Here is a 12,026-nt window from a genome sequence, read left to right as displayed (position 1 = left end):
ACACCATGGTGGTCAACCCATCGGTGCCGGCGCACAACGTCAAGGAGCTGATCGCTTACGCGCGCGCCAATCCCGGCAAGCTCGCCTACGCGAGCGCCGGCCCCGGGTCCACCAACCACCTGAGCGCAGTACTGTTCGAGAAGATGGCCGGCGTGCAGATGCTGCACGTGCCGTACAAGGGCGGTGCGCCTGCCGTGGTCGATACCGTGGCCGGGCAGACGCAATTGCTGTTCTCCGCCGGCACGCAAACCCTGCCACACGTCAAAGCCAGCAAACTGCGCCTGCTCGCCGTGACCGAGAGCAAGCGCTCGCCGCTGCTGCCCAATGTGCCGACCGTGGCGGAAACCGTGCCTGGCTATGAGCTGTCCGTCTGGTACGGTGCCTTCGGCCCCGCTGGCATGCCGCCCGCTCTGGTGACGCGTCTGAACCAGGAGATCAACAGGATCATGTCGATGCCGGAAGTGAAGGAGAAGATGAACGCCATCGGCGTGGAAACCGCCACCTCCACGCCCCAGCAGTTCGGCGCCATCCTGCGCCGCGATGCCGACCGCTACGGCAAGCTGATCCACGACCTCGGCATCAAGGGGGAGTGAAGCTGTGACCGATCATGTTCCTGACCTTGCCGCCGCCCCCGCTCACGCTACTGTGTCGCTGCCTGCGCCACTGCTCGCCTCGCTGTGCGGCGCGCTGGCCCGCGCAACCAGCCCCGCCAGTGCCTTCGATGCGATTGGCAACGCCACCGCCGCACTGCTCGGCCCCGGCCTGCTCACCATCAATGCCTACCGGCGCGCCAGTTCGGAAGTGGTGCGRCTGTGGTCCTCGGACAAGGCCGCCTATCCCGTGGGCGGCAGCAAGCGCAAGGCCGATACGCCATGGACGCGATGGGTGCTGCATCAGGGCGAGGTCTTCGTGGGCGAAGGCGACGCCGCGCTTGAGGCGGTGTTCGACGACATCGCCGTCATCCGCGGCCTTGGCCTGTCGGCGGTAGTCAATGTGCCGGTGTGCGAGGACGGCCGCTGCGTGGGCACCTTTAACTTCCTCGCGGCGCGCGGCGCATGGACGGAGGGGGAAGTTGCGACTTTGCGGCTGCTGGCACAGATGGTCGCGCCGGCGCTGATCGCCGCCAGCCGGGTAGCACAGCCCGGGGCTTGAGGCGAGCGCGCAACGCGCCTGCCCCCTTAATTCAAAAATATTGAACAATCCATCCTGAGAAACCAAGTCATAGCCACCGATGGCTCTCCTATAGTTCGTTACATGAACGGCGCGCAGCAAACAAAGCAACGTTCTGGCAGATGCAACGAATAATCAATGAAATTCAACGAATTTTAAGAAACCGGAGAACATCATGACCAAGACCATCGCCCTCAAGCTTGCTTCCACCCTCGTGCTGTCGTTCGCCGCCATCGGCGCCGCCCACGCCGCGACCGCCAAGGACCTGCTCCCCGGCGACAAGTACGGCTATGCGTTCCGCACCACGGTGCCCGCCGACAAGTATGGCTACGACTTCCGCACCCACGACGCCTTTACCGACGGTGCCCGCAGCGGCAAGCTGGATACCTTCACCGACGGCGCCCGCATCGCCGGCCTGGATCGCACGGGTGTCTCGGCCTCTCCGGCCCGCGGCTTCGATGCCTACACCGACGGCGCCCGCACCGGCAAGCTGGATACCTTCACCGAAGGCGCCCGCATCGCTGGCCTGGACCGCACCGGTGTCTCGGCCTTCCCGGCCCGCGCCTTCGATGCCTACACCGATGGCGCCCGCACCGGCAAGCTGGATACCTTCACCGACGGCGCCAACGCCTGATGCAGTACCCGCAGTTGGTATCCCGCCGCGGCACCATGTGACCTGGTGCCGCGGCATTGGATGCCGCCGCGCAAGAACACTCCCCTCCCCCCCTCCCCGCTTCGCCCCCACCACCACAATTCCATTTTCTGGAATTAAGAAATCCCGACTCCGCCATTCCGTGAATCAACGGCCGGGATCACAATGCGCGTTGCGCAACGCTGCCGCAGCGGCATGGCGCCCGGCCGGGCGGTCCACTCTCACCACACGAACCACTCCCCCGCCCTCACACACGCGGCAGCGCAGGAATGCGCAGGCACTGGCCCGCACGCCAGCCCTCTTCCCCGTTGCACCTTCCCCGCAAAAATACACATGAGAACAATCACGATCAACGGTGTGCCGCAAAAGATCGACCTGCCCGACGATGCTCCGCTGCTGTGGGCCGTGCGCGATCACATCGGCCTGACCGGCACCAAGTTCGGCTGCGGCATGGCGCTGTGCGGCGCCTGCACCATGCATATGGATGGACAGCCGATCCGCTCGTGCGTGACGCCGATCTCGGCCGTAGCGGGCAAGAAGATCACCACCATCGAAGGCTTGTCGGCCGACAAGATCGGGCAGGCCTTGCAGGCAGCCTGGGAGGAATTCGGCGTGCCGCAGTGCGGCTACTGCCAGGCCGGCCAGTTGATGTCGGCCACTGCGCTGCTGCACGCGAACCCGCACCCGAGCGAGGAAGACATCGACGGCGCCATGAGCGGCAACATCTGCCGCTGCGGCACCTATACGCGCATCCGCGCCGCCATCCAGCACGTCGCCAGATCGAACGTGGCCGCGAAACCGGTTGCCCAGCCAGCTGGCAAGAGGAGCGCAAAATGAGCGAACGAAACGTTCTCGCCGTGGCACAGGCCCAGCCGGACCACGCCGGCAGCCCGCAATCCGCCGGGCGCCGCCGCTGGCTCAAGGGCATGGGCGCCGTTGCCGGGCTCACGCTCACCGTGGGCCTGGACGGCATCGTGCTGGCGGCCGACGAACCCAAAAAATACGGCCGCGACGGCATGCCCGGCGGCGCGGTGGACAGCCCGCTGGTCTTCCTCTCCATCGGCGAGGACGGCAAGGTGAGCATCGTGTGCCACCGTTCGGAGATGGGACAGGGCGTGCGCACCAGCCTGCCGATGGTGGTGGCTGACGAACTCGAGGCCGACTGGGCGCAGGTGCTGGTGGTGCAGGCCCCGGGCGACGAGATCCGCTACGGCAACCAGAACACCGACGGCTCGCGCAGCGTGCGGCATTTCTTCGAGCCCATGCGGCGCGTCGGCGCCAGCGCCCGGACGATGCTGGAGGCCGCCGCCGCCGCGCGCTTGGGCGTGCCAGTGAACGAAGTGCAGGCCCGCAACCATGCCGTGGTCCACATGCCCAGCGGCAAGAGCCTCGGCTATGGCGCGCTGGCGAAGGACGCCTCGCGCCTGCCGGTACCCGCCCCCGCCAGCCTCAAGCTGAAGGATCCCGCCCAGTTCCGCTATATCGGCAAGAACAGCACGCGCAATATCGATGGTCACGCCATCGCCACGGGCCGCGCGCAGTACGGCATCGACGTGCGGCTGGACGGCATGCTCTACGCCGTGATCGCGCGCCCGCCGGTGTTCGGCGGCAAGCTGGCCAGCGTCGATGCCGCGCAGGCCATGAAAGTGCCCGGTGTGATCAAGGTGGTCGAACTGACCGGCAGCCCCGCGCCTGCGATGTTCCATCCGCTGGGCGGCGTGGCGGTGATCGCCAGCAATACCTGGTCGGCCATCAAGGGCCGCGAGGCGCTGAAACTGCGCTGGGACGATGGCCCCAATGCCAGCTACGAGTCTGGCGCGTTCCGGGCGACGATGGAAAAGGCCGCGAACCAGCCCGGCAAGGTGGTGCGGAACCAGGGCGACACCATGGCCGCGCTGGCCGGTCCCGGCAAGCGGATCACGGCGCAGTATTACCTGCCGCACATCGCGCACGCCACCATGGAGCCGCCGGTTGCCACCGCGCGCGTCGCCGGCGGCAAATGCGAGGTCTGGGCATCGGTGCAGGCGCCGCAGGCCACGCGTGAAACGGTCGCAGGGCATCTGGGCCTGAAGCCCGAGGACGTCACGGTGCACGTGACGCTGCTGGGCGGCGGATTTGGCCGCAAGTCCAAGCCGGACTTCGCCGCCGAGGCCGCGCTGCTGTCAAAGGCCATGGGTGGCAAGCCGGTCAAGGTGACCTGGACGCGCGACGACGACCTGCATCACGATTACTTCCACACCGTTTCGGTTGAGCACATGGAGGCGATGCTCGGCGCCGACGGCCGCGCGCAGGCCTGGCTGCACCGCACCGCCGCATCCACCATCACCTCCACCTTCGTGGCCGGCGCAAAGAACGAAGCCGCCTTCGAGCTCGGCATGTCCGCGGTGAACATGCCGTTCGACATCCCCAACGTGCGCGTGGAGAATCCGGAGGTGGAAGCGCACACCCGCATCGGCTGGTTCCGCTCGGTGTCCAATATCCCCCACGCGTTCGCGGTCCAGTCGTTCGCGGCGGAACTGGCCACGGCTGCGGGGCGCGATCATCGCGACTACCTGCTGGCGCTGCTGGGCCCGGACCGCCGCATCGACCCGACCCAGTTGTCCGACGCCTGGAACTACGGCGAATCGCCGCAGCAGTATCCGCTCGATACCGGCCGCCTGCGCGGCGTGATCGAACTGGCCACGCGCGAAGCCGGGTGGGGCAGGAAGCTGCCGAAGGGACACGGGCTGGGACTGGCAGTCTGCTACAGCTTCGTGACCTACGTAGCGGCGGTGATCGAGGTGGTGGTCGGCGACGATGGCGGCATCAGCATCCCCCGCATCGACATGGCGGTGGACTGCGGCGCGCAGGTCAACCCGGACCGCATCCGCTCGCAGGTGGAAGGCGCCTGCATCATGGGCATCAGCCTGGCCACCACGGGCGAGATCACCTTCAAGGACGGACGCGCCCAGCAGGACAACTTCCACCAGTACGAGGTAATGCGCGCGCCGTCGGCGCCGCGCCAGATCCACGTGCACCTGGTGCCGGGCAAGTTCGACGCACCGCTCGGCGGCGTCGGCGAACCGGCCGTGCCGACCATTGCACCCGCGCTGTGCAATGCGATCTTCGCGGCTACGGGCAAGCGCATCCGCGCGTTGCCGGTCCGGGACCAGTTGAAGGCCTGAGCCTGAGCGGCGGGGCATTGCAATCGGCGCAGCAGCCTGCCTGCAATGCCCTGCACTCAATCCGATATTCTGTCCTGTTCGACGTCGGGGCGGCTGCAGTCGCCCGGTCAAGATACAACGCCAGTCGAGTTCGACTGCAAACCGGTATCCCCGACCTGCGCGAACGTCTTCTGCAAACGCGGCTCCTCTAGCCAAAACCCAACGGCCATCCTGACGAAAGCGCGCACTGATAGAATCCCGCAAGATGAATTCGACCGTGTAGCTGAAACGATCTAGGTGCCGCAGCATCTGCCGTGGTGTGCCACTGCATTGGTGACTGGTCACGCTACCCCGCCGTAGCTTGGGCGCAAATCAACGGCTGAGGAGAAGGGACGATGGATCGAATGCAATTCTTGCGGATCACTCCCCGCATATCGATGCTGGAAACGCAGCGGGTAGGCCGTTCACAATGACGCGCAAGCGAACTGCAACGCCTGCCCCTCCGCCCGGCGAGGAGGTCAACGCCGAGGCGCTTGTCGGCGACATACGTCGCCTGATTTGCGAGGCCCGCACGGGGCTTGCCGTCACGGTCAACGCCGCGTTGACGATACTATATTGGCGCGTCGGCCAGCGCATCGGCTCGGAGGTGCTTCGCGGCGAGCGCGCCGGGTACGGCGAGCAGATCGTCGTTTCCCTGTCGCGGCAGTTGGAGGCGGAGCATGGTCGTGGCTTCAGCGCCAAGAATTTGCGGCACATGCTGCGCTTCGCTGAGGTTTTTCCGAGCGAGGACATTGTCTACGCACTGAGTAGACAATTGAGTTGGACCCACCTCCGCAGCCTGATTTACATTGATGACCCGCTAAAGCGCGAGTTCTACCTGCAGATGTGCCGCGATGAGGGGTGGAGCACCCGCACCCTGCRGGACCGCCTGGACTCGCTGCTGTTCGAGCGCACCGCGTTGTCTCGCAAGGCGGATGAGCTTTTAACCGAAGAACTCACGGCGCTGCGAGAAAGGGGCGAACTGACCCCCAGCCTGGTACTCAAAGACCCCTATGTCCTCGACTTCCTGGGCCTGCAGGATCGCTATCTGGAGCGCGACCTTGAGGATGCCATCCTGCGCGAGTTGGAGCACTTTTTACTCGAACTGGGTGCAGGCTTCACCTTTGTTGCCCGTCAGAAGCGGCTGCAGATCGACAACGACGATTTCTATATCGATCTGCTGTTCTACAATCGCCGCCTCAAGCGTCTGGTGGCAATCGAGCTGAAACTGGGTGAGTTCAAGGCCGCCGATAAGGGACAGATGGAACTCTACTTGCGCTGGCTCGCCAAGCACGAGCAAGAGCCTGGGGAAGCACCACCGCTAGGCATCATCCTCTGCACTGGCAAGAAACGCGAGCACATCGAACTGCTGGAACTGGATCAAACTGGCATTCATGTCGCCGAGTACTTGACCGAGCTTCCGCCCCGGCAACTGCTGGAGCAAAAGCTCCATGAAGCGGTCGCGCTATCGAAGGCGAGGCTAGAGAATCGCGCCGGCGACACCAGTGGAAGGCTGGAGGCGGATGCACAATGACCGGAACGCCGGGTTACTGATCGGACTCGTCGCTCAAGGAGAAACAGGCGACCGATCACAGCAACCACCACCATTTGGCAACAGTCGTCACAACGATCGCAAGTGTCGGTCCTGTGTGATTCACTTCGGCTGCCGCCCCCTCCCCTGCCTGCACCGCTCGATCAACCGCAGCACCGTGGGCGAGCGTTCGTTCTTGCGATGTACCACGGCAAGCTGCGACGTCACCTCGTTGCGCGCCAGCGGCTTGAATACCACGTCGGGCGGCGCGAACGCGCGCATCGAAGCCGGGATCAGCGCCACGCCGAACCCGGCCGCCACCATGCTGATGATGGTGGCCATCTGGCTCGACAATGCCTCCACGCGCGGCTGGAAGCCGGCATTGCCGCAGATGGCAAGGGTGATGGCGTAGAAGCCGGTGCCGTGTTCGGTGTGCGTGCAGATAAACGTCTCGTCGCGCAGCATGGCCACATCGATGCGCGCACGGCTTGCCAGCGCGTGCGTGGCATGCAGCGCGACCACGACCGCTTCCGCGGCGATATCGAACAAGGCCAGCCCCTCTGGCAAGGCTTGCAACGGCGGGCGGATAAAGCCGATATCGAGCGCGCCGCGCGCAACCGCGTCGAGCTGGGCCGGCATGTCCATCTCGCGCATGGCGAGCCGCACGGCCGGATAGTCCTGGCGGAAGCGATAGACAAGCCTCGGCAGCAAACCCGAGAGCGCGGCGGATGCCACGTAGCCAATGGACGCGCTGCCGACATCGCCACGGCTCGCGCTGGCGGTGGCCAGTTCGGCGTGCCGGACCTGCCGCAGGACGCCCAGCGCTTCCTCTTGGAAGACAGCGCCAACCTCCGTCAGCGCCAGCCGGCGCTTGCTGCGCGAAAGCAACGGCGCACCCGCCTCCTGCTCGATCCACCTGAACTGCTGGCTCAGCGCCGGCTGCGAAATGCCGAGGCGCTCCGCCGCGCGGCCAAAGTGCAGTTCCTCCGCCAGCGCGGCGAAGTATCGATAGTGTCGGAGTTCCAGGTTCATCGGGATGGCCAGTGCGCGCAATATAAGCCTAGCTTATCAATAATTAAGCCTCTTGTACTTGAACCTATCGATCCGGACGCCGCATGATGCATGGCTTGGCGGCGGCGAAGCCGCGGAACGGGAGCGTGTCRGGCATSGAATTGGTCAACAAACGGGTAGCAAGCTGCGGCGAGGCCATCGCCGATCTGCGCGACGGCGCCACCGTGATGGTGGGCGGCTTCGGCAGCGCCGGCCTGCCCGGCGGCCTGATCGCCGCGGTGCTGGCGCATGGCGCCAGGGATCTGATGGTGATCYCCAACAACGCCGGCTACGACGGCGAGGGCGTGGCGAGCCTGATCGAAGCCGGGCGCGTGCGCAAGCTGGTCTGCTCGTATCCGCTGACGGCCGGGGCCACGGCCTTTCGCGACGCCTACCGGCGCGGCGAAGTCGAGCTGGAACTGGTGGCCCAAGGCACGCTGGTGGAGCGCATCCGCTGCGCCGGGGCCGGGCTGGGCGGCTTTTACTGCCCCATCACCGCCGGGACCATTCTTGCCGAGGGCAAGGACACGCGCGAGATCAACGGCGTGCAGCACGTGCTGGAACTGCCGCTGCATGCGGATTTCGCGCTGATCCGCGCGCGCACCGCGGATCGCCTCGGCAACCTGGACTATCACCTGGCCGGGCGCAACTTCAATCCCGTGATGGCGACCGCCGCGCGCGTGGTGGTGGCGGAGGTCGACACGATGGTCGAGGCCGGCGCCATGAACCCCGAACATATCGTGACGCCGGGCATCTTTGTCCATCGCCTCGTCACCACCGACGGCCAATCCGCCAGGAGCGAACAATGATGCGATGGAACAGGGAGCAGATCGCCCGGCGCGCGGCGCAGGACATCCGCACGGGATCCTATGTCAACCTGGGCATCGGCCTGCCGACGCTGGTCGGGGACATGATCCCCCCGGAGCGGGAGGTCTTCCTGCATAGCGAGAACGGCATCCTGCATCTCGGGCCGCGCCCGCCGCCAGGCGAGGAAAACCCGGAACTGATCAACGCCAGCAAGCAGCCGGTGACGCTGCGTCCCGGCGCGGCGATCTTCGATTCCGCGCTGAGCTTTGCCATGATGCGCGGTGGCCATCTGGACCTGGCCATCCTGGGCGCCTATGAAGTGGCGGAAAACGGCGACCTGGCCAACTGGACCCGGGGCGATCCCAACACCCCGCCGGCCGTGGGCGGCGCGATGGAACTCGCCTTTGGCGCCCGCGAGGTCTGGGTGCTGATGGAACACACCACGCGCGACGGCCGCCCGCGCCTGCTGCGCCGCTGCACGCTGCCGTTGACCGCACGCGGCGTGGTCTGCCGCATCTATACGGACCTGGCAGTAATGCGCGTGACGCCCGACGGCTTGCGGGTGGAGGCAATGGCGGAAGGCATCACACTGGAAGCGCTGCAGGCGGTGACCGAGGCGCGCCTCCTGCCCTGACGCCCGTCAGCGGCCGGACACCACCCGCCCGATCCACGCGGCGAGGATGGCAATCACCTCCGCACGGTTGGTCTCGTTCAACGTCTCATGGCGTGCGCCGCCGAATACGTGGGACGACACATCGGTCTGCCCCGCCGCGCGATAGCGGCTGACCAGCGGCTCGAACCAGGCGAGGTGATTATTGACCGGATCACGGTCGCCGGTGAACAGGTAGATGGGCAGCCCCGGACGGATGCGGCGCAGCGTATCCGGCTCGGCCAGGCGCGCGCATTCGGCGAACATCGAGGCACGCGACGCCGGCGTGACGGTGAAACCGCACAGCGGATCGGCGATATACGCATCCACCTGTGCCGGGTCGCGGCTGAGCCAGTCGAAGGGCGTGCGGCTGTCCGGCACCCCGGCATTCATATCCTCGAGCTTGAAACCCGCCCGCGCCGCCTCCAGCATCAGGTCCACCGCGGTGGTGCCCGACAGCGCCGCGCCGGCGAGCAACTCGCTGTGCTCGGCCAGGTAGCACTGCGTGGCGAACGACCCCATGCTGTGGCCGAACAGGATCAGCGGCAGGCCGGGATGCTGCGCCCGCGAGTGCCGGCTGAGCACGGCCATGTCGTCCGCCAGTGCTGCAAAGCCACGCGGCCCGAAGTCACCAAGCTTATCCTGGGCGGCCGCATCGGCGCCATGCCCCCGGTGCTCGCTGGCATAGACCACGTAGCCCGCGCCCACCAGCGCTTCGGCCAGCGGCCGGTAGCGCAGCGCATGCTCGCCCATGCCATGCGCGATCTGCACCACGGCGCGCGGCGCCGCGCCTCCCTGCCAGCGATGGACCTCGATCTTGTGGTCGTCGTTGGAATCGAGACGGAAGTGGAAGTACGGTTCCGATGTCTGCATGCCAAGCCCTCGGTTAGCGCCGGCTTGTGTCGGGAGTGACGGTAGCGGCGCAACCATGGTACGCAAGAGCGCGTGGCGGGACTATCCGGGTTGGTCCTGTCGGCGGCGCCCAGCATGTGCCGGTGCGTCAACCCAGCCGCTTCACCACCGCGTCGGCAAATTGCAGCGTGGACGCCGAGCCCTTCAGGTCGCCGGTCCTGACCTGGTCCTCATTGAGCGCCAGGTCGATCGCCTTGCGCAGCCGCAACGCCAGGTCCTGCCGGCCTGCATGTTCGAGCATCAGGCCGGCGGCCAGCATCAGCGAAATCGGATTGGCAATGCCCTTGCCGGCGATATCGGGAGCCGAGCCGTGCACGGCCTCGAAAATGGCGGCGGTATCGCCGATATTGGCCCCCGGCGCCATGCCCAGCCCGCCCACCAGGCCGGCAATCTGGTCGGACAGGATATCGCCGAAGAGGTTGGTACAGAGCAGCATGTCGAACTGCCAGGGGTTGAGAACGAGCTGCATGGCGCAGGCATCGACGATGCGGTCGTCCATCTCCACGCGGCCCGCATAGTCCTGCGCCACCTCGCGCGCGGCTTCCAGGAAGATCCCGGTCAGTGCCTTGAGGATATTGGCCTTGTGCACCACGGTGATTTTCTTGCGCTGGTTCCTGACCGCGTACTCGAWGGCGAAGCGGGCGATGCGCCGGCAGGCGTCGCGCGTATTGGTGCCGGTGGAGACCGCCACGGCATGCGGGTCGTCGCCCACGGGGATGTAATAGTCGTGGGCCACGTAGAAGCCGCCCACGTTCTCGCGCACCAGCACCAGGTCGATGTTCTCGAAGCGTCCCGGCACCAGCGTGCGGGCGGGCCGCACATTGGCATAGAGATTGAAGGCTTCGCGCAGGCGCACGTTGACCGAACGGAAGCCGCCGCCGACGGGCGTGGTCAGCGGGCCTTTCAGCGCCAGGCCGGTACGGCGAATGCTGTCGAGGGTAGCCTCGGGCAACGGGTCGCCGCCCTGGGCGATGCCCGCCATGCCGGCCTGCTGTACGTCCCAGGAGAATGGCGCGCCCAGCGCGTCCAGCACCTTGACGGTGGCCTCCACCACTTCCGGCCCGATGCCGTCGCCGGGGATCAGGGTGGCGGGGATCTGATTGGCTGCTCGGATTTCCATATGCTTGTCCTTTGGAGGAATTGGGCGGCGCGCCGGCGGGGGAGCCGAGGCGGGCTTTCGCTCACAAGCATAGATTACGCCCGTGACAATCGGGCCCGACCGCGCATGAGCAGGCAATGACGGACCGGAACCAAGGACACGGCGTGGCAACGAACGCTTGCCGAAAGCCGGGATGAAGACATCCCGGCTGCGGCGCTCCCCTCAGGCGGCACGCTGCAGCGGCGATCTGCGGCTGGCGCCGAACAACGGCGCGGCGCGGTCGGCGGCCAGGCGGATGCGCTCGGCCAGCGCATCGCTGCTGACCTGGTGGTTCTGGAAATCGCCGGGGCTGCCATACACGCCGATCGGTAGCGTCAGCGCCTGCAGGAATCCGAACAAGGGCCGCAGCTGATGCTCCAGCACCAGCGCGTGCCGGTCGCTGCCACCCGTGGCCGCCAGCAGCACGGGCTTGCCGGCCAGCGCCTCCTGCCCCACCAGGTCGAACAGATGCTTGAAATGGCCGGGATAGGACCCGCGATAGACAGGCGCCGCCACCACCAGCAGGTCGGCGGACTCGATCGCAAGCAGCTCGTTTTCAATCTCCGGCGGCAGTTCGGCGCGCGTCAGCGCGGCGCCCAGTGGGCGGGCGATCTCGCCCAGGTTGACGATATGGCTGTGCAGCAGCAGCTTGCCATCGAGCTCGCCAAGCAACGCCCGCACCAACGCGAGCGTGCGCGAGGGCTGTTGCGTACTGCCGTTGACGGCGACCACTTTCAGCGGTGTAGCCATTGGAAAAACCTCCTGTCGATATCGATTGGTCCTGGATTCGCGCATTGCAATGCCTGCCCGGTGCCGCGCTTGCGACAGCGCCGTTGTCCGCAGGCTTTGTCCGTCTCAAGCGGTCGCTTACAAGTCCCTCACGATAGCGCAGCACAGCAAGCCGCCGAAGGACGAAATTCGTCTTTGCATAGATG

Annotated in this window: 12 protein-coding genes; 8 read left to right on the top strand and 4 right to left on the bottom strand. The window is 66.3% G+C overall.

From position 1 onward, the window contains the following. From AC1DN0_RS30640 to AC1DN0_RS30615, 6 genes are all read left to right on the top strand, one after another. Window positions 1-593, top strand: a 593-nt coding sequence (locus tag AC1DN0_RS30640) for a tripartite tricarboxylate transporter substrate-binding protein (RefSeq protein WP_477146239.1), incomplete at its 5' end; no start/stop codon positions are given. Between the two features lie 4 nt (window positions 594-597). Beyond that, window positions 598-1,152 carry a GAF domain-containing protein gene (locus AC1DN0_RS30635; protein ID WP_441625139.1) on the top strand — a complete coding sequence of 185 codons (555 nt, stop codon included), beginning with the start codon at window positions 598-600 and terminating at the stop codon, window positions 1,150-1,152. Between the two features lie 193 nt (window positions 1,153-1,345). Next, on the top strand, window positions 1,346-1,804 hold the full coding sequence (locus AC1DN0_RS30630; RefSeq protein WP_441625137.1) for a hypothetical protein: 459 nt from the start codon (window positions 1,346-1,348) through the stop codon (window positions 1,802-1,804). 351 nt (window positions 1,805-2,155) lie between these two features. After that, entirely contained in the window at window positions 2,156-2,659 is a 504-nt protein-coding gene (locus tag AC1DN0_RS30625; protein WP_045235768.1) for a (2Fe-2S)-binding protein, read from the top strand. Then, the gene (locus tag AC1DN0_RS30620) at window positions 2,656-4,986 is read left to right on the top strand and encodes a xanthine dehydrogenase family protein molybdopterin-binding subunit (RefSeq protein ID WP_441625135.1); all 2,331 of its coding nucleotides are present in this window, start codon (window positions 2,656-2,658) and stop codon (window positions 4,984-4,986) included. Before AC1DN0_RS30625 ends, AC1DN0_RS30620 begins: the two co-directional genes overlap by 4 nt. Before the next feature lie 448 nt (window positions 4,987-5,434). Then, a complete protein-coding gene (locus AC1DN0_RS30615; protein WP_477146238.1) occupies window positions 5,435-6,538 on the top strand; it encodes a PDDEXK nuclease domain-containing protein in 1,104 nt (367 codons plus the stop codon). Between the two features lie 120 nt (window positions 6,539-6,658). Here the strand turns inward: AC1DN0_RS30615 and AC1DN0_RS30610 are convergent, their stop codons facing one another. Further along, complete coding sequence (locus tag AC1DN0_RS30610; protein WP_441625131.1) at window positions 6,659-7,567, bottom strand: LysR family transcriptional regulator; 909 nt, start codon at window positions 7,565-7,567, stop codon at window positions 6,659-6,661. A gap of 140 nt (window positions 7,568-7,707) precedes the next feature. On the opposite strand from AC1DN0_RS30610, the gene AC1DN0_RS30605 reads away from it, so the two are divergent. Both AC1DN0_RS30605 and AC1DN0_RS30600 read left to right on the top strand, forming a co-directional pair. Then, a complete protein-coding gene (locus AC1DN0_RS30605) occupies window positions 7,708-8,394 on the top strand; it encodes a CoA transferase subunit A (protein ID WP_477146240.1) in 687 nt (228 codons plus the stop codon). After that, window positions 8,391-9,026, top strand: coding sequence for a 3-oxoacid CoA-transferase subunit B (locus AC1DN0_RS30600; protein WP_441625129.1), 636 nt, complete (start codon window positions 8,391-8,393; stop codon window positions 9,024-9,026). The genes AC1DN0_RS30605 and AC1DN0_RS30600 overlap by 4 nt, the downstream gene beginning before the upstream one ends. A 6-nt stretch (window positions 9,027-9,032) precedes the next feature. Here the strand turns inward: AC1DN0_RS30600 and AC1DN0_RS30595 are convergent, their stop codons facing one another. From AC1DN0_RS30595 to msuE, 3 genes are all read right to left on the bottom strand, one after another. Beyond that, window positions 9,033-9,914, bottom strand: coding sequence for an alpha/beta fold hydrolase (locus AC1DN0_RS30595; RefSeq protein ID WP_441625127.1), 882 nt, complete (start codon window positions 9,912-9,914; stop codon window positions 9,033-9,035). Window positions 9,915-10,041: 127 nt separating this feature from the next. Beyond that, window positions 10,042-11,073, bottom strand: a complete 1,032-nt coding sequence (locus AC1DN0_RS30590) for an isocitrate/isopropylmalate dehydrogenase family protein (protein ID WP_477146237.1) — start codon at window positions 11,071-11,073, stop codon at window positions 10,042-10,044. Between the two features lie 201 nt (window positions 11,074-11,274). Beyond that, the gene (gene msuE, locus AC1DN0_RS30585) at window positions 11,275-11,841 is read right to left on the bottom strand and encodes an FMN reductase (RefSeq protein ID WP_441625123.1); all 567 of its coding nucleotides are present in this window, start codon (window positions 11,839-11,841) and stop codon (window positions 11,275-11,277) included. Between the last annotated feature and the right edge of the window lie 185 nt (window positions 11,842-12,026).

Source organism: Cupriavidus sp. 05N39 (genome assembly GCF_056397325.1).
The sequence above is the reverse complement of the archived record's forward strand: the minus strand, read 5'-3'. Positions and strand labels throughout refer to the sequence as shown.

What these genes read in the sequence shown, in the direction of transcription:
- AC1DN0_RS30630 (WP_441625137.1), top strand. Translation starts at nt 1,346, where the DNA reads ATGACCAAGACCATCGCCCTCAAGCTTGCTTCCACCCTCGTGCTGTCG.
- AC1DN0_RS30625 (WP_045235768.1), top strand. Translation starts at nt 2,156, where the DNA reads ATGAGAACAATCACGATCAACGGTGTGCCGCAAAAGATCGACCTGCCC.
- AC1DN0_RS30620 (WP_441625135.1), top strand. Translation starts at nt 2,656, where the DNA reads ATGAGCGAACGAAACGTTCTCGCCGTGGCACAGGCCCAGCCGGACCAC.
- AC1DN0_RS30610 (WP_441625131.1), bottom strand. Translation starts at nt 7,567, where the DNA reads ATGAACCTGGAACTCCGACACTATCGATACTTCGCCGCGCTGGCGGAG.
- AC1DN0_RS30600 (WP_441625129.1), top strand. Translation starts at nt 8,391, where the DNA reads ATGATGCGATGGAACAGGGAGCAGATCGCCCGGCGCGCGGCGCAGGAC.
- AC1DN0_RS30595 (WP_441625127.1), bottom strand. Translation starts at nt 9,914, where the DNA reads ATGCAGACATCGGAACCGTACTTCCACTTCCGTCTCGATTCCAACGAC.
- msuE (WP_441625123.1), bottom strand. Translation starts at nt 11,841, where the DNA reads ATGGCTACACCGCTGAAAGTGGTCGCCGTCAACGGCAGTACGCAACAG.